The organism is Planktothrix rubescens CCAP 1459/22 (assembly GCA_904830895.1).
GTDB lineage: Bacteria > Cyanobacteriota > Cyanobacteriia > Cyanobacteriales > Microcoleaceae > Planktothrix > Planktothrix agardhii.
The window spans coordinates 4,581,910-4,600,097 of the sequence record LR882958.1 but is presented as its reverse complement, the minus strand read 5'-3'; the positions used below and the strand labels follow the sequence as shown (position 1 = coordinate 4,600,097).

Sequence of the window (18,188 nt, the reverse complement as noted above, 5' to 3'; positions counted from 1 at the left end):
TTTGTTACGTCGGGGCCGCTAACGGTCGAACGTTGGCGGTTGAGCATCGATCAAAAACAAATTTCTGGTATAGCAGTGCTTCAGGTGGTTAGGAAGCGATCATACCACCAAACCCGATCAGATTCAGAGTTTCCCTCAAAAATACCCATAGCCAGATTGCCTATTACTGTACAATCTATTTTTATTAACTTGGATAAAAAGGCATTCTAGGGGGTGCTGTTTTCCACATTAATTCAATTTCTTCTGGAGTTAATTGATAGGCTTGATTAACTAAATCGGATAACCGTTTTTCTAGGTTTAGTGCTTCTTGTTTACGAGTTTTAATATCTGGTACATATTCGTTATAGGCTTCTCGAATTGATTTTAACCCTTTGACTCCCAAGGGGTCGGATGATTTACTTTTGGGTAATTGTTTGATCACTTCTTCGATTAATTCTTCAAAATTCAGGTCGGCAAAGTTTTCTAATTTTCGAGTAATTTTTTTAACTTTATATTGGATTTGTAGCCAGGTTAAAAAATCTTGATATACTGTTTTCTGAGATATTGTGATCTCAATTAATCTTTGGACTATAGACTCATACTCGACAGACATTATATTAGTCAGTGGTGCAATGGGAAAATTTTGAACATAAGGAATATCCATTGCTAATGCTTCATCTTTTTTATGGGGTAGATAACGAAAACTTAAATACCAATTAGCAGGAGAGTTCAGACATCCTAATATCCAGTAATTATCACTAGGAATAATTAAAGCTGAATCATTAATAAATAAACCTTGATTATCAAAAGCTACTCTGGGATAAAATGCTATGCGTTGCACAATTAGTTTTGGGTCTAAAAATTTCTGGTAATAGGTAGGAGAAGCTTCTATTTGCCACCAAACTTGTTTACTGGCTCTCTTTTCTAACTTATCTTTATATTGACTTAAATGTTGTTTTACACTAGGATAAAAATTAATATCAACTTCGGAGTTAGTATAAATCATCCATAAATTTTGCCATTCAGGACTCCACCGTTTAATATCCTGACCTCGTAAATAAGGTTTAATAATTTCGGCGGATTTTGGGTCAGCTTGAACAATTTTATTTTTAGTTTCATCATCAATTAAAAAGGCTTCATTTAACCCGGTTTTAATGCCATATAACGGTTTAACCCCGGCGAAATCTTTGAGAGGAATTCCCACACGCTGAATTTTTTTCATTAACTCCTCAACGTCTGGACGTTCTAAACTCCAAGATTCACTTGTAAACCTTGACCAAGAGACATCATAACCTTCATTTTGGACATATTGAGTTAAATTAATATTAGCTAATTTTTCCCTGGGAACTGGACAGAGTTTAACATTAAATTCAGCAGGAATAGAGGTTTTTAGTTCAGTTGTTTCAGCTTGAGAAGGAGAAGATTTATAAACAGATATAATACAGGGAAAAGTATCTGCATCCTCAAAAATTGGGGCGTGTCCAAAATCAATAATTTGCTCAAAAGTGCTATTCTCAATAAAAAACCGTCGCAAGGGTTCACCATAACCCGCTTTTAGCCATTTATTAGTAACAATATAAGATAATTTTCCGGCGGGTTTGAGGATATTCAACCCTTTTTCATAGAAATAAGCATATAAATCAGCTACCCCATTATAGGATTGATAATGCTGTTTTAAATAGGGTTTAATTGGTGATAATAATTCCTGTCGGACATAGGGAGGATTTCCAATTACCACATCAAACCCCCCGTTAGCAAATACTTCAGGAAATTCTGTTTCCCAGTTAAAGGGTTTATCGGTAAATTCAGGATCAGCAACAATAGAATTACCTTGTTTAATATTATCATCTAAATCCGTTAAAGATTTTCCGTGTTCCGCCGTTTTTAACCACAGAGATAATTTAGTAATTTCGACCGACTCCGCCGATAAATCAACCCCATATAAGTTTTGAGTTAAAATCATTGTATCTAAACGTTCTAACTCTGTTTCTGGTGTTGTGAGCAGGGCAGATAAGGCTTGATTAACTCGTTGATAATCTTGGAATAAATAATCAAAAGCCGCGATTAAAAATGCACCCGAACCGCAAGCGGGATCACAAACTTTGGTTAGTTTTAAAACTTGATCTCGATAGGTTTGCCAAAATTGAATTTCTGCCTGTTTTTGTTGCTTTTTGTTGGTTTTTGTGGTAATATTTAATTGAAAGCGAGGGGCTCCGCCCAGCCGGAGGCTATCGCGTAATTCATCTTCTTTTTGTTTGAGATAACCACCCAAAGCTACCCGCACAATATATTGAGTAATAAACGCCGGAGTATAAAAAATTCCTTGGGTTTTGCGTTTCCCTGATTTTTGGTTAAATTCCTGAGTTTGAGTTTTAGCTTTTAATGCTTCTAAATCCGTAATTGATTGTTCAAAAATATGCCCTAAAATATCAACAGAAACCTCAGTCTCAAAGTCATATTTAGTTAAATTTTTGAGTTGTGTACACAGAGGGTCAGTAACCGTTAATTGTTCATCTAATAACGGGTCATGTTCAAATAATCCTCCATTATAACCAGGAATTGGTGGATCTTCATTTCCTTTATCAACCCAAGAAAAGACTGATTTATAATTATCCCAAATGAATCGAGGATTATAAGGATCTTTGTGATCATGAGCATTATTAAGGGTGTTTTTCGGTAATAAACCTCGATCTTGACAAAAAGCTAAAAATAGAATTCTATCTAAGGTTTTTTGAGCTTTTTCAATTAAAATATTATCTCGATTTGGGAGATTTTTCGGCCCGGTGAAGCGAAAATGATTAACAAGATTTATTCGGACATTATGATAATCTTGATAGAGTTGTTCTGTAATTTCTTGTTGGGCGGTATCGGAATCAGCTAATAATCGATCAATAACCGATTGTTGTTGTCCGGTTTTGGGTAGAAAATTAGTCCGACAGAGTAAATAATATAGCTTTTTAAAATTTGCGATCGCTTCTAATTCAATTAATAAAAAACGTTCAAAATAAGCCGGAGTTTTGCTAATTTGATAAAGACGTAATTCTCGATAATTAGAAACAATCACCCACCGACAATTTTCTGTATAATTAGCATATTGCCAACCCTGTTCAACCGCAGAAAGTTTACATCCGGGTGCAGGTCGATCTAAATCGTTTTTAGCACTTTTTAATTCAATAGGTGCAATAATTTTTCCCTGTAGTTTGCCTTCAATATTCGTAAATAATCCTAACGCACCATCAGCAAATCCACCCCCATCAGAAATCGTTTGTTCGGCGTGAATTTCCCAGGTTTTTCCCTCTCCTGAAATCACAGACCGATAGCCTAAAATATCTTGAAAAATATCTTTTAAAAAATCCCCCTGTAAAGACGTTTCCTTAACTTCTTCTAACGTTCCCATTTTGAGGGTTTCAATCCAACTTTGAAGAATTTCATGACGTTTTAGCAAATCATCAGGAAAGGCAAAATTGCGGATAGCATTGTTGAGAATTTTAGTTTGAAATAATGTTTTAGTTACTTGCATCGGATTTCTTGAATAGAAAAATGTCAATCTTCAAATTTTCGGGTGGGCAAAACCCACCCTAGAAGTATCATAACCCCCATTAAAAACTCGTTGTTGCGCTTGAGCGCATCAGGAGGGGCACTCATCCCAACAACGGAATTTAACGCAGTCTTAAAAATACCGTTGCGTGCTGAATATTCCCGACGCGATCGCTACTACTAATGGTAAACGATCGCAAATTATCAAAAAATGGTTTAGCCGAAAGTTCTACTAATTTAAACAAAGGGAATTGTTGATTAAGGAAATTCCGACTGGTTAGCCAATTGAGATAGAAATAACCATCATTTATTTTAGGTAAAACTTCAATACTAGCCTTAAAATTAGGATCTTGAGTAATCAAATTTTCCGTTTTTGACAATCCCAATACCTCATCCATTGCTTCTACAGAAGTTGTAAAAATTTCATATTTTCCTACGGTTGAATGTACTCCTTTTGCATTTGCTTGAATTAATCTAGTTTGAGTTTTGGCTTTATCCTTTTTCTCCAAAACCATCGGGGTTAACTTTGTCCAGGCGGAAAGGGTATTATTATTAAGATTGAATGATCCCAAACTATAGCCTTGTTCTGTTGCTATTTTATCTAAATTTTCAATAGCTGAATTAGCATTTTCTGAACGTTCTGCCACAAACACCCAATCCCATTTTTCATTGCTATGGGGAACTACAGCTAAGGCATATTCTCCTGTCACCCAACTAAAAATATCTTGAGGTAAATCTAAACCCCATAAAGTTTTAATTCCGTCTATAGGTTGGGTAATAAATTGTTCTAAAGGTTTATTAGCTGCAACAATAGCAGAGAAATCTTTCCAGAGTTGATTTAAGTCTTTTCCGGCAATTAATAACGGACTATTAGAACTAATATAGTTTAATGCTGCTACGGGTTGAGAAAATGCCGGAGATGGATTAGTTGTATCTTCCTCGACGGTAGCAATTAACACGGTTTCCGCTAATAATCCTTGAGAATTAATCCCTAAAGATACGGCTAAACTTGGTTTTTGACCGATAAATTCGTCTGTTTGGTCAGTTACTAATTGCCAATCTCCTAAATTAAAAAATCCAAATCCCACTCCCCCAGGTTTTAATTCTTTTAAGGCTTTTTGATAGGATTCAGATTGACTTAAATTCAGATTCGCTTGTACCGTATTTAAGGCTTCTTTCATCACCTTGGGATAATTGGCAAATAACACAAAGCGATCATTAATTGTAGCCATAACTAAAGTCGGTGCATCATCAATTGTTCCTTGAAAGGGACGGCGATAAATTAGTTTAACCCCTCGATATTGATCTTGAACAATATCTAAACCCGCATCTACTTGTTTTTGCCAAAATTTATCTAAAATCTCCTGACTTTTTTGAGAATTTTTTGTTGATAAAGCGACAAGATATCCAGGTTGTTGACCATTATTAGCTAATCGATCAAGATCAGGAGTAATTAATGCCCAAGTGATTTCATTCCCTAACCAGGGTTGAATATCTCGCCCATAATTTAACCCTGTATTTGTTAACAGACTTTCTTTAATAGAGTTAAGTTGAATCCGATTATTATTACTTTTTTGAGAAAAGGTTAAAATCTTTCCCACTGATTCTAACCGATCAGGATTTACTAATAATGAAACCATCGCCGGAGCCGTCCGAGGAACAAACATTGCCGCCTCTGGTGCTGTTTTTGTGCTACCTGTAACTAAAGCAGCCGGGTTTTGACCTGATAATTTATAAACTCCCCCAATTCCCAGGAGTCCTAAAACAACTAGACCAATTACCAAAATTTTAGGAAATGAGCGTCTTTTCATAAGCTTAACTGTTGAGCGAATAAAATTTTCCGATGGGAGTTCCTTCTTTATTATGTGTCAATTGTGTACTTACGATACAAAGAAGACAGATTGAAGGAGAGTTAAGTTCAAAATATATACTTTACCTGTATAATTATACTAGATAACTGATGTATTTATTGACTCAATTTTTGATTGGATTATATTGATCCTATTGTTAACCTATTATGACTGCAAGAACACCCGTTTTATCCGCTTGGCAACAACTGAGAAACCAGAGTATTAACTGTGAACAAGCATTGAAAAATTTAGTCGATGATCAAAAAATTTTGAATCTAAAATTATTGGATCGGGATGTTAGTTTTAGATTTTTTCGTGAATTTCCAGATAAAAATATTTTGCCCCCGGTTATTCCGTTATTATTATGGCAAAATTGTTATTATTTGGGATGTCCGGTAGAAGTCTCCATGGACGCACTCACCATGATGGGCGATCGCACTTTTTCTGATATTAAAATTATCCCCATTGATGATAAAAGTTATCGGGCTTGGTATCATGCCCAACATCTCGATCCCCATCGAATTACATCTAACCCATTAATTAACCCATTAACGGGAGAATTAGAATCGGAAAATGTTAGTGAAACCACCGAATTATATTTATCAAAAGCCGCGGATCAACTGACTCGAATTAAAACTTTAATTTCAGGAGCTTTAAGAAATCGTGCCAGTGATATTCATTTAGAACCTTCCCAAGATGGTTTAAGAGTTCGTTATCGAATTGATGGTTTACTTCGCAATATTACCCTCTTACCTTCGGATATTGGACGTAAAGTTATTGTGGCAATTAAAGTTATGTCTAATATGGATATTGCCGAAAGTCGTCGCCCCCAAGATGGCAGAATTGGGGAGAATTATGTATCAGGAAAAGACTTAGAAGTTGCCCTCGATATGAGGGTTAGTACCCTGCCCTGTGTCGGGGGTGAAAAAGCTGTAATTCGATTATTACCCCAAGAAAATCCTTTCTCTGGATTACAAGATTTAGGCTTCTCTGAAACCACATTAAATATTTATAAAAGTTGGCTCTGTCAACCCCAAGGAATGATTATTTTTACCGGGCCCACAGGGTCAGGAAAAACCAGCACCCTTTATAATAGTTTGTTAGCCGTTGCCACAGAAAATGTTAATGTTGTCACCGTGGAAGATCCCGTTGAATATATCTTATCTGGGATTACTCAAACTCAAGTTCATGAACGAGCCGGGATGACTTTTGCTTCTGGATTACGCGCTATTTTACGACAAGATCCTGATATTATTATGGTGGGAGAAATTCGGGATCAAGATACGGCAGATACCGCCATTCGTGCCGCATTAACTGGTCATTTAGTGTTAACAACCTTGCATACAAATGATGCCATTGGTGCCATTCCCCGTTTAAAAGATATTGGCCCCGATCCGGGGTTAATTAGTGATGCCTTATTAGGAATTGTGGGACAACGCTTAACCCGTCGTGTTTGTCCCCACTGCGCGGAATCCTATAGCCCAACGGCGATGGATTTAGACCTATTAGGGTTAGAATTAAAAGATGTAAAAACTGACAGTTGGCGCAAAGGTCGAGGCTGTTCTAACTGTTTTAATTCCGGCTATTCTGGGCGAGAAGCAATTGTAGAATTATTAGCTGTTGATGATCGAATTCGTGAAATTATCTATGAAGGAACTCTAACAGAATTACATCGTTATTTGCATGAAACAGGCTTTTTATCATTCCGAATTGCCGCCATTGAAAAAGTCACAACTGGAGCCACCACCGTTGAAGAAATTCAGCGTGTTTTACCTCGCAGTTCTTTAGCTCGAAAATTCTCAATTTAAACTTGAAATTAGGATTATAAAAGCCTATTTCTAAGCATTACAATTCTATTTATTTTTATCTTAGATTTCCCATGCTTACACCCATTAATTCTAAACCCCTGCGTTGGCAAAAAACTCGATATTCTCCATTAACAAGACAATTAGATGTATTCACCGCCTGCGGGTCGTTTATGTTCTTTTTGTGGTTGGATAAAACATTAGGAAATCAGACTAATAAACAGAAACAAAAACGTGCTGCTTGGTTAGTTAAAACCCTATTAGATTTAGGGCCAACTTTTATCAAAATAGGACAAGCTCTATCAACAAGAGCCGATATTTTACCCCTAGAATATGTTGAAGAATTAGAGAAACTACAGGATCAAGTTCCCCCTTTTAGTACCGATGAAGCCGTCGCTATTATTGAAGCGGAATTAGGTCATTCTTTATTTACATTATATCGAGATTTTGATGAACAACCCTTAGCCGCAGCTAGTTTAGGACAAGTTCATAAAGCCAGACTGCACACGGGAGAGGATGTAATTGTTAAAGTTCAGCGTCCGGGTTTAAAACAATTATTTGATTTAGATGTACAAGCGGTGCGGCGCATAATTCAGTTTTGTCAACGGCATTTTAGTTGGTCAAAACTTTATAATTTGGATGAATTATATAATGAGTTTTTTATGATTTTATATCAAGAAATTGATTATATTAAAGAAGGTAATAATGCTGAAAGATTTAAAGAAAATTTTAAAAATTATCCGGGGATTTTAGTACCAAAAGTATATTGGAAATATACCACCCATAAGATACTAACTATGCAATATTTACCAGGAATTAAAGCTGATAATCGAGATCAATTAATTGCCTATGGAATTGATGTCAAACGGATCAATCAGTTGGGGATTTGTTGTTATTTAAAACAGATTCTTCAGGATGGTTTTTTCCAAGCTGACCCCCACCCAGGAAATATTGCCGTTAGCATTGATGGAAATTTGATTTTTTATGATTTTGGCATGATGGCAGAAGTCAAAGCCTTAGCTAAGGATCAGATGATTAAAGCCTTTTTTGCAGTGTTAAAAAAAGATACCGATGTGGTCTTAACGACTTTAGTTGATATTGGATTAATTGAGCCCGTATCTGACATGAAACCCGTCAGAAAAATGGTTAAATTTTTATTAGAAGAATTTACAGAAAAACCCGTAGATTTTCAAATGTTTAATCAAATTAAAGAAGAAATTTATATCATGTTTGAGCAACAACCCTTCCGTTTACCTGCTCAAATGATGTTTATTTTAAAGTCTTTAACTACCTTGGATGGTTTAGCGAGAAATTTAGATCCTAAATATAGTTTAGTTGCTTGCGCTCAACCGTTTGTTAAGAGTCTAACCATTTCTCAAGGACGAGGTAATTTAGTCGGAGAATTAGCAAAACAGGCGCGAGATTTTATTAAGTTTAGATTACAACAACCGAGTAAATCAGAGGTGTTAATTCGTCGTTTAGAAGAACGTTTGGAAGAAGGAGAGTTACAAATTCGGGTCAGGTCTGTGGAAAGCGATCGCGCTTTAAGACGGATTAATTTAGCAATTAAAACTTTAATTTATATCTGCTGGACAGGATTTACTTTAATTGCGGGGGCGATTTTATTAATTGGAAATTATCAAGGATGGGCGGTTTTTGTCCTGGTTTTATCATTATTTGGGTTATGGATGTCGGTGCGATCGCTCTTTAATTTGGCTATTCGAGAACGGTTAGATCGAATTGCAGAAAGTTAAGGTTTATAGTAGTTTTTGCTTGTATCTTGAGAAGTGTTAAGCCTAATTTAACCACAAAGACACAAAGACACAAAGAAGTTGTAAACACGCTCGTTGTTATAAATAGTCTCATCCTGATTATTCCTCCTCGGCATCAATTTGATTGCGATAATCTTGAATAGCTTCTAAAACTTGATCAAACTGAGGATCATCTTTAAACATTCCTGCAAATTTCATCCAAGGATCTTCACGTTTAGGGACTTCAATTTCTAAATTAACAATTTCCGTATCCTTTAAAAAATCTTGGAGACGCCGAGATAACTTCTTAATAGCTTCTTCTCGGCTATTTCCAGATGCTTTTAAACTAGGATATTTCAAGACAAACGTTTGATATTTACCATTTTTGAGTTGCTTAATTCCAATGTCATAATTTAATTTATTCCCAAGATGGATTAGGGGAGGAGAGTTAGTTACCATTATACAATTCAACCTCAATACTATCTTGATTTTAACAATTTTATTGAATTTAGTCAAGAATCGGCGATCGCTCTTTAATCTTGCTATTCTATAAAAGCCAGTTTGAAATTTTCAATAAAATATGTAAAAATACAATTGCTAACCAAAATCAGGAAATTATCAGAATGCTACCTATCCCTATTCCCCCAGAACCCGGCCAAGAATCCGTTTGGGATTATCCCCGTCCCCCTCGTTTGGAAGATGTCAACCAACCGATTAAAGTAATATTTAATGGGATTATTCTAGCAGAAACCCAAGGAGCAAAACGAGTCTTAGAAACCAGCCATCCTCCGGTATATTATATTCCGCCCGAAGATATTAAATTAGAGTATTTACAACAAACTTCTCGCAGAAGTTGGTGTGAATGGAAAGGAGGTTGTAGTTATTATAATATTACAGTCGGTGACAAACAAGCTGTTAATGCGGCTTGGAGTTATTTGACTCCGGTTCCTGAATTTATTGATATTCAAAATTATTATAGTTTTTATGCTAGTTTCATGGATGCTTGCTATGTGGGAGATGAGTTAGTCCAAGCCCAAACTGGCGATTTTTATGGAGGTTGGATTACTCAAAATATTGTGGGGCCATTTAAGGGAGAACCCGGAACTATGGGGTGGTAATCTGTACCATTTAACCTTAAAAACCCGCCTGATCGCGTCAGTGCGGGTGTGGAAATTGTAATCTGTTGAAACTGATTAGGATTTTATTTGAGTAATGATTCTGCTAACTGTTCTAAATTAATGGCACTATTGACTTCATAAAAAGATGTGGTTGGGGCTTTGACAAATAGGGATGACATTTCATTCATAATAGCTTGATAGGCTTCGGTATGGTTATTGGAAGTATCCATATCACCAATATCTTCCCAGAAAATCAGAGCAATTCCTTTATCGGTTCCTGGTTCTTGAAGTAAATAAGCTCCTTGAAAGCCTTCTTTGTAAGTGGCTACGGCTTGTTCAAATAATGTTTGAGCTTCTTTAAATTTACCCGGTTTGAATTCACCGATGGCAACGTAAGCAACTTTTCGTCTTAAAAAATCTTGAAATTCAGACATAAGTTAATAAATGTAATAAACTGCACGTTATTGTAGCAGAGTCAAAATTTAACTCGGAATAATTCTATCAGTTTAACCGCCAAAAACCATAGGGAATAACTGTGACTCTTTGACCCTTGCCAAGAAGAACAACAATTGCGATCGCAATTAGTCCCCAGAAAAGCCCCAAGTCTGTAAAATCTAAGAAAATCAAAAAAACGTTCCTCTAGTAGCGAACCCAATTTCAATTTTACTTGATGGTGTCAAACGTGAATACAGTCCCTCCGCTCGATCTTAGCCTACAGTACAAAACTATTCAGGATGAAGTCAGCGCTTGTGTGCAAGCGGTTTTGGCTTCCGGTCGTTACATTGGAGGTTCAACGGTCGAAGCCTTTGAACAAGACTTTGGAGAATATATTGGGGCTCAGGAAACCATTGCCTGTAATTCGGGAACCGATGCCCTATTTTTAGCCCTCCGCGCCCTGAATATTGGGCCAGGGGACGAAGTAATTACCACCCCCTTTACCTTTATCGCCACGGCAGAAATGATCAGTGCTGTGGGGGCAACGCCTGTATTTGTCGATATTGATGCTACAACTTTTAATCTCGATATTGCACAAATTCCCAACGCTGTTACCCAAAAAACAAAAGCCATTATTCCCGTCCATTTATTTGGTCAACCCTTGGACATGACCCGATTAATGGCCGTGGCAAAATCCCATCATTTAGCCGTAATTGAAGACTGCGCCCAGGCCACCGGAGCCAGTTGGCAAGGGCAAAAAGTCGGCAGTATCGGAGATATCGGTTGTTTTAGTTTCTTCCCCACGAAAAATTTAGGCGCCTGTGGCGATGGAGGGGCCGTAACCACCCAAGATCGATCTCTGGCCCAAGCCATGAGAATGATCAAAGAACATGGTCAATCCACCCGCTACAGTTCAGAAGCCATTGGGATTAATAGCCGTTTAGATGCCCTACAAGCCGCGATTTTACGGATCAAACTGCGTTATCTCGATACCTGGAACCAACAACGGCAAACCCTTGCCAGACGGTATCACCAGTTACTCTATCCCCTATCAGAAATTATCACACCCCAAGAAATAACTTTCGGTGAAAGTGTTTGGAATCAATACACCATCCGGGTACAAACAGAACAAGGGGAGAAGGGAGCAGGGGAGGCAGGGGGAGCAGGGGAAGCAGGGGGAGCAGGGGAGGTAATACCCATTACCCATTACCCATTACCCATTACCCATTACCCATTACCCTCCCTCAAACGACGGGATTACCTGCGAAACTACCTCCAAGAACAGGGAATTGGTTCTATGATTTACTATCCCATTCCCCTGCATCAGCAACCCGTCTATAAAGGTTTGGGCTATCAGGTGAATCAACTCCCAATTGTTGAAAGAGTTTGTCAGGAGGTCTTATCTTTACCCCTATTTCCCGAACTGTCTCCAGAACAGCAAGATCAGGTGATTACCGCCATCAAAGAAGGTTATTCAACAGTATAAGTTTTGTTAACAGATACTAATGTATGTTATAGTTTAATCCATGGCATACATACCACTCAGAAAAGCGGTCGAATTTCTGGGTCTGCATCCCAATACATTGAGAAAATATGCCGATGAAGGGAAGATCAAAAGCATCAAAAACCCAGCAGGACAAAGACTGTACGATGTCGAATCCTACATCAGAGATACAGTGGTCGCTACCACTGTTTGTTACTGCCGAGTTAGTTCAACAAAACAACGGGATGACCTCGACAGACAAGTTACCTATATGCAGTCAATCTATCCCGATGCAGAAATTGTCCGAGATATCGGTTCAGGACTTAACTTCAAAAGGAAAGGATTGCAAGGGTTACTGGTCAGACTTATGCGAGGAGATAAGCTCACAATTATTGTTGCCTGTAGAGACAGATTATGTCGATTCGGATTTCAATTATTCGAGTTTATGGCAGAACAAAACGGTGGCAACATCGTGGTTCTCGAAAATCCTATATACTGCCCAGAAACCGAACTCACAGCCGATCTTCTCTCCATCATTCACGTCTTTTCTTGTCGGATGCACGGACTCAGAAGCTACAGCAAAAAAATCAAAGAAGATCCGAATCTACCTAAACCCTGAACAAAAAAAATTGCTCAAACAATGGTTCGGAGTTAGTAGATTTGTCTACAACGAAACCATTAAATATTTGCAGCAACCTGACACAAAAGCCAACTGGATGGCGATTAAAACAGGAATCTTAAACGGATTACCTGAATGGGCTAAACCCGTCCCTTATCAAATTAAATCAATAGCCATCAAAGATGCTTGTGCTTCAGTTAAAGCTGCAAAAAAAGGGTTTAAGGTAGATGGTAAGATTCGTCGATGTAAATTTCGGAGTCGCAAGGATGTAAAGCAATCAATTTACATCCCTAAATCCGCAATTAAAGATTGTGGAATTTACCACAGTATATTAGGAGGGTGTAAATTCAAAGAAGCACTTCCTGATAATTTTAGTGATGGTCGATTAACACTAATTTATGGTGAGTATTACTTGACCATTGCTACAGAAGTGCAGCAACTAAATTCCGAGAATCAAGGGAGAGTTGTTGCCTTAGATCCTGGTGTTCGCACATTCATGACATTTTTTTCTGAAACATCTTTTGGTTGGCTAGGTAAAGACTCTAACTTACATATTCAGAAATTATGTTTCAAGTTAGACAAATTAGTTTCCCAGCTATCCAAAGCTAAGTGTAAACAGAAAAAAAATCTTAAAAAAGCAGCTAGTAGACTTCGTTGTAAAATCAAGAACTTAGTTAAGGAATTACATCATAAAACAGCTAAGTTTTTAGTGGAAAACTTTGATGTGATTTTACTTCCGACATTTGAAACATCACAGATGGTTTCCAAGTCAAGACGTAAACTTAGAAATAAATCTGTCAGACAAATGTTGACTCTAAGTCATTATGAGTTTAAGCAATTTCTGAAGTGGAAATCTTGGGAAAACCATAAAGTTGTGATTGATTGTAACGAAGCCTACACTTCTAAAACAGTGTCATGGACGGGCGAAATTATCAATAATTTGGGTGGAGCGAAAACGATTAAATCGAATTCTACCCAATTAAAGATGGACAGGGATCTAAATGGTGCGCGAGGGATTTTCCTTCGTGCATTGGTTGATACGCCTTGGTTAAGACAATTCTTAACTTATGTATTTGTTAGCAAACGTTAGCAAAAAAGTATCGGATTGACTCAAATTCCGCAGTTTTAGAAACGTGCGGTGGGCGCGATTGTTTGTATACTATTCAGTAACAAAACGATAAAAAAATTCACAATTCTTGTTTTCGATCCCAACTCTAAAAATCTCACCATTAGGAGGAATACGATAAACGTGAACCCACAGCAAGTCAAATCCAGACGACGCTATGACCCAGAGGAAATTGCCCGCTACCATCGTCGTCGCCCCTGGTTAGCCATCGGACGGACAATTATGGTGATTTGGTATTTCACCGGGTTTATTCTGGGGTTATTGTGGGATAAATGGCAACATGGGGACGTGGAACATACCCCCCAACGAGCTATCCACCTGCGCCACGTTCTCACGGATTTAGGCCCGACCTATATTAAAGTCGGCCAAGCGCTTTCTACCCGTCCCGATTTAATTAGAAAGGATTTTTTAGAGGAATTAACCAAACTTCAAGATCAATTGCCGCCCTTTAATCATGATCAGGCGATGGCAATTATTCAAGCAGAATTAGAGCAGGATTTAGATCTAATTTATAGCGAGATTTCTCCCGAACCTATAGCCGCAGCAAGTTTGGGTCAAGTCTATCATGCCCGACTCAGAACTGGGGAAGAAGTTGCAGTTAAGGTACAACGGCCGAATTTATTACCCGTTTTAACCTTAGATTTATATTTAATGCGTTGGGCGGCAGGATGGCTTTCTCCTTGGCTACCTTTGAATTTAGGACATGATTTAAGCCTAATTGTCGATGAATTTGGGGTTAAGTTATTTGAGGAAATTGACTATATTAATGAAGGTCAGAATGCGGAACGCTTTGCCACCTATTTTGCCGATGATCCTTTGGTAAAAGTTCCCTCGATTTATTGGAGTTACACCACCACTTGTGTTTTAACTTTAGAGTGGATTAATGGGTTTAAATTAACCGATACGGAACGAATTAAAGCCGCGGGATTAGATCGGGATACCTTGATTGAAATTGGCGTAACCAGTGGTTTAAAACAATTATTAGAATTTGGTTTTTTCCATGCCGATCCGCACCCCGGAAATTTATTTGTCCTGCCCGATGGTCGCATGGCATTTATTGATTTTGGCATGATGGATCAGTTACAACAGAATACTAAAGAAACCTTGGTTGATTCCGTGGTGCATTTGATTAATAAAGACTATGATCAACTGGCACTTGATTTTGTGAAATTAGGATTTTTGTCTCCTGAAACTAATATTAAACCGATTATTCCTGCCTTGGAAATGGTCTTGGGGGATATAATTGGCACGAGTGTTAAGGATTTTAATTTTAAAACTATTACCGATAGTTTTTCAGAATTAATGTATGAATATCCCTTCCGAGTTCCCGCCCAATTTGCCTTAATTATTCGTTCTTTGGTGACTCAAGAAGGCATTGCTTTAAGTTTAAATCCAGATTTCAAAATTGTGGATGTTGCCTATCCTTATGTGGCGCGTCGATTATTAAATGGTGAAACCCCGGCTCTACGACTTCGTTTAATTGAAGTATTGTTTAAAGATGGTAAATTACAATGGCAAAGATTAGAAAATATGATTGCGATCGCCCGATCAGATCGGAATTTTGATCTGTTACCTACGGCTCAATTAGGATTAAAATATTTGATGTCTGATGAGGGAGATTTCCTCCGCCGTCAAATTATTTCGGCTTTAACCGAAGATGATCGTCTCCATACCACAGAAGTTCAACGGTTATGGACTTTAATTCAGCCGGATTTAAAACCCAATCGTTTATTCGATGTGGCTTGGAGTGCGATTAGTCAGTTATCATAAGAAAAGGATGGGAATGTGGAAACTCAGTGTCTTCAGACCACCAGAGGAAACACGACCCAGGGGAATTTATTCCCCTAGAAATATTTAGTAATGCTATCATAAAAAAACCAACATGGTCGTAATAGTCGAGTCAATGACTAAAGCAAGTAAAACAATCGGAGTACAGCAAATCTTGTTGTCTCCCGACCTGGAAACCTGTGCGTTACTAGAATACCTTTGTCAACAATCCGGTAAATTGTACAACACGGGAATTTATTTTGCCCGTCAAACATTGTTTAAGACAGGTAAATTACTAACAGGAAAGTTTGATCTGGCTTTTGAACCATCGGTATCAAAATCTTTGCTGGCACAATCAATGCCATCAACACCGATGCAGCAAACTTTAATGTCGGTAACAGAAGCATTCAAATCTTTCAAGAATTTGAGAGATTTACACAAGAAAAGTCAGCTACATTTTAGACCTAAACCTCCCGGTTATCTCAAAGGTTCTAAACTATTTAAAGTTGCCTATCCTAATTCTGGAGGGCAAAGACCAGCATTAATTAATGGTCAACTTAGATTTTCTCTGGGATTAACAGTTAAAAGATGGTTTGGCGTATCTGAATTTTTCTTACCTATGCCATCAAATCTTGACTATTCCAAAGTTAAAGAGTTCACGATTCTTCCTAAAAATGGTGCTTTTTATTTAGACGTATCCTACGAAGTAGAGAAACAAAACCATGAGTTAGATATTAACCAAGCGTTGTCTATTGATTTAGGAACTGCTGATAATTTGGCAGCTTGTGTTGATACTTTAGGGAATTCCTTTTTGATTGATGCTAGAGATTTGAAAGCTAAAAATCAACTTTGGAATAAAAAGGTATCAACCCGCCAAGAAGGTAAACCCCAAGGATATTGGGATAATTGGTTAGACTGTGTAACTCGTAAACGTAATCACCAAATGCGTGACGGGATTAATAAAGCTGCAAAACTAATTATTAACCACTGTCTTAAATATGGCATTGGAACTTTAGTGATGGGTTGGAATGAAGGGTTTAAAGTTGATGCAAATTTAGGGAATTTGAATAATCAAAAGTTTGTTCAAATGCCTTTGGGTAAATTAAAATCCCGTGTAAAACAACTTTGTGATTTACACGGGATTAGGTTTATTGAAACTGAGGAAGCCTACACTTCAAAAGCTAGTTTCTTAGATGGGGACTCCCTACCCAAATACGGTGAAAAACTGATGGGGTGGAAAGCATCTGGGAATAGAATTAAGCGTGGTCTTTATCGGACATCTGATGGTTTTGTTGTTAATGCTGACTTAAATGGTGCAGCTAATATTTTAAAAAAAGTATCGGGAAGATTAGGTTTGTCGCTTAATCAACTCAGTAGACGATATGCGGCAGTCGTAGCGAGAATTAGATTAAACTAATTCTGTCCGCAGAATCGAGCGTGTCTTCAGACCTGAGAGTGTCAATAATAGGTAATGGGTAATAGGTAATAGAAAGAGTTTACCTCCCCTGCTCTCCCTGCTCCCCCTGCCTCCCCTGCTCCCCTGCTCCCTTCTCTATGTATAATTCTGCTAATCCGCCTTTAGTTTTACTCCTTGGGGGTTTATTCATTGGAATAACCTGTTGTACGGCTTTTGTTGTGAATCTCAAACAACTTTTAAAAGAATGGTCGAAAAATCGTTCTAGTCGTAATCTCGCCAATTTACGAGGCTTTCCCATACTGTTTCCCTTTCTGGGAATTGGGTTGGGAATTTGTATTTTTCTGGCTTCATGTTTAGAAGTTTTTGCCTTTTCAGAAACATTCGCCTATGGGTTTTCTATTCCCTTAACGGCGTTAATGGCCGGATTGGTTTGGTATCAATTAACTCGATTATTTAACCAACTAGAACAAAAAGGTTTAAGAGGGATAGATTTAGACGATTTAAGTTTAGGTAAAATCATCCCTCAACAGAATCCACCAGAGAATTAATTACAGATGACAAATTCAACAAACCTCTAATCTGAGGAATCTGTTTTAACCGACTAAACGGTTAATATCTTGATTAGACCCAACGACAACAATCATGGTTCCTTTGTAAAGTTTACGATTAGAAAGGGGGTTTATTTCCATTTTATCCCCTTCATTTTTAATCGCTAAAAGATTTAATCCATAACGGCGACGGAGCTCTAATTCAGCAATCGTTTTACCATCAAATTCATCGGGAACAATCATTTCTACAATACTATGTTCCGCATCAAGTTCAAACTGATCAAGTAAACGGGGACGAGTCAATTGTCGGGCTAATTGTTGCCCCATTTCCTGTTCAGGAAACACTACCATATCCGCGCCGACTTTATTTAATAACTTAACATGGGTTTCCGAAGATGCTTTAGCAATTACATTCGGCACACCGCCTTCTTTTAAGTTTAAAGTAGTGGTAATACTTTCGGCTAAGAAACTCCCGACAGCGACAATAACCGTATCAAATTCAAAAATTCCGGCTTCTCTGAGTGCGGAGGTTTCAGTAGAATCTAACTGCAAAGCATGGGACGCAATATGATCACTTAATGCCGAAATCACCCGTTTTTCTTCTTGATCAATTGCTAAAACTTCATAACCACTTTTGTACAGCGTTGAACAAACTGCACTCCCAAATCTACCTAATCCAATCACAGCAAATTGTTTTTTTTCGTTTCTGAGATTGCGTAAAAAATTCCAAGATGAAAAGTTCATATTATTTAT

Annotated in this window: 14 protein-coding genes; 9 read left to right on the top strand and 5 right to left on the bottom strand. The window is 37.7% G+C overall.

All coding sequences use genetic code 11. From position 1 onward, the window contains the following. Window positions 1-184 precede the first annotated feature (184 nt). A complete protein-coding gene (locus tag NMG86_RS21070) occupies window positions 185-3,499 on the bottom strand; it encodes an Eco57I restriction-modification methylase domain-containing protein (RefSeq protein ID WP_026796438.1) in 3,315 nt (1,104 codons plus the stop codon). Between the two features lie 139 nt (window positions 3,500-3,638). After that, window positions 3,639-5,327 carry a DUF3352 domain-containing protein gene (locus NMG86_RS21065; protein ID WP_026796437.1) on the bottom strand — a complete coding sequence of 563 codons (1,689 nt, stop codon included), beginning with the start codon at window positions 5,325-5,327 and terminating at the stop codon, window positions 3,639-3,641. 206 nt (window positions 5,328-5,533) lie between these two features. Here NMG86_RS21065 and NMG86_RS21060 point away from each other — a divergent pair, with 206 nt between their 5' ends. Further along, on the top strand, window positions 5,534-7,174 hold the full coding sequence (locus NMG86_RS21060) for a GspE/PulE family protein (protein WP_087882104.1): 1,641 nt from the start codon (window positions 5,534-5,536) through the stop codon (window positions 7,172-7,174). A gap of 71 nt (window positions 7,175-7,245) precedes the next feature. After that, window positions 7,246-8,925: an ABC1 kinase family protein gene (locus NMG86_RS21055; RefSeq protein WP_026796435.1), complete on the top strand. Its 1,680-nt coding sequence runs from the start codon at window positions 7,246-7,248 to the stop codon at window positions 8,923-8,925. Window positions 8,926-9,042: 117 nt separating this feature from the next. On the opposite strand, the gene NMG86_RS21050 is transcribed toward NMG86_RS21055, so the two are convergent. Further along, the gene (locus tag NMG86_RS21050) at window positions 9,043-9,381 is read right to left on the bottom strand and encodes a hypothetical protein (protein ID WP_043939043.1); all 339 of its coding nucleotides are present in this window, start codon (window positions 9,379-9,381) and stop codon (window positions 9,043-9,045) included. Between the two features lie 164 nt (window positions 9,382-9,545). Here NMG86_RS21050 and NMG86_RS21045 point away from each other — a divergent pair, with 164 nt between their 5' ends. Beyond that, on the top strand, window positions 9,546-10,040 hold the full coding sequence (locus NMG86_RS21045) for a DUF427 domain-containing protein (RefSeq protein ID WP_026796433.1): 495 nt from the start codon (window positions 9,546-9,548) through the stop codon (window positions 10,038-10,040). Between the two features lie 83 nt (window positions 10,041-10,123). Here the strand turns inward: NMG86_RS21045 and NMG86_RS21040 are convergent, their stop codons facing one another. Continuing rightward, entirely contained in the window at window positions 10,124-10,474 is a 351-nt protein-coding gene (locus NMG86_RS21040) for a hypothetical protein (protein WP_026785270.1), read from the bottom strand. Between the two features lie 248 nt (window positions 10,475-10,722). Between NMG86_RS21040 and NMG86_RS21035 the strand changes: the two genes are divergently transcribed. From NMG86_RS21035 to NMG86_RS21010, 6 genes are all read left to right on the top strand, one after another. Next, window positions 10,723-11,961, top strand: coding sequence for a DegT/DnrJ/EryC1/StrS family aminotransferase (locus NMG86_RS21035; RefSeq protein WP_199918576.1), 1,239 nt, complete (start codon window positions 10,723-10,725; stop codon window positions 11,959-11,961). Window positions 11,962-12,001: 40 nt separating this feature from the next. Then, a complete protein-coding gene (locus tag NMG86_RS21030) occupies window positions 12,002-12,577 on the top strand; it encodes an IS607 family transposase (RefSeq protein WP_081695655.1) in 576 nt (191 codons plus the stop codon). 10 nt (window positions 12,578-12,587) lie between these two features. After that, window positions 12,588-13,667 carry an RNA-guided endonuclease InsQ/TnpB family protein gene (locus tag NMG86_RS21025; protein ID WP_238558203.1) on the top strand — a complete coding sequence of 360 codons (1,080 nt, stop codon included), beginning with the start codon at window positions 12,588-12,590 and terminating at the stop codon, window positions 13,665-13,667. Between the two features lie 159 nt (window positions 13,668-13,826). Continuing rightward, window positions 13,827-15,473: an ABC1 kinase family protein gene (locus NMG86_RS21020; protein WP_026796430.1), complete on the top strand. Its 1,647-nt coding sequence runs from the start codon at window positions 13,827-13,829 to the stop codon at window positions 15,471-15,473. Between the two features lie 133 nt (window positions 15,474-15,606). Further along, the gene (locus NMG86_RS21015; RefSeq protein WP_087882103.1) at window positions 15,607-16,887 is read left to right on the top strand and encodes an RNA-guided endonuclease InsQ/TnpB family protein; all 1,281 of its coding nucleotides are present in this window, start codon (window positions 15,607-15,609) and stop codon (window positions 16,885-16,887) included. Between the two features lie 137 nt (window positions 16,888-17,024). Beyond that, on the top strand, window positions 17,025-17,435 hold the full coding sequence (locus NMG86_RS21010) for a hypothetical protein (protein WP_026785273.1): 411 nt from the start codon (window positions 17,025-17,027) through the stop codon (window positions 17,433-17,435). Between the two features lie 45 nt (window positions 17,436-17,480). Here NMG86_RS21010 and NMG86_RS21005 read toward each other — a convergent pair whose 3' ends face one another. Next, a complete protein-coding gene (locus NMG86_RS21005; RefSeq protein WP_026785274.1) occupies window positions 17,481-18,179 on the bottom strand; it encodes a potassium channel family protein in 699 nt (232 codons plus the stop codon). Between the last annotated feature and the right edge of the window lie 9 nt (window positions 18,180-18,188).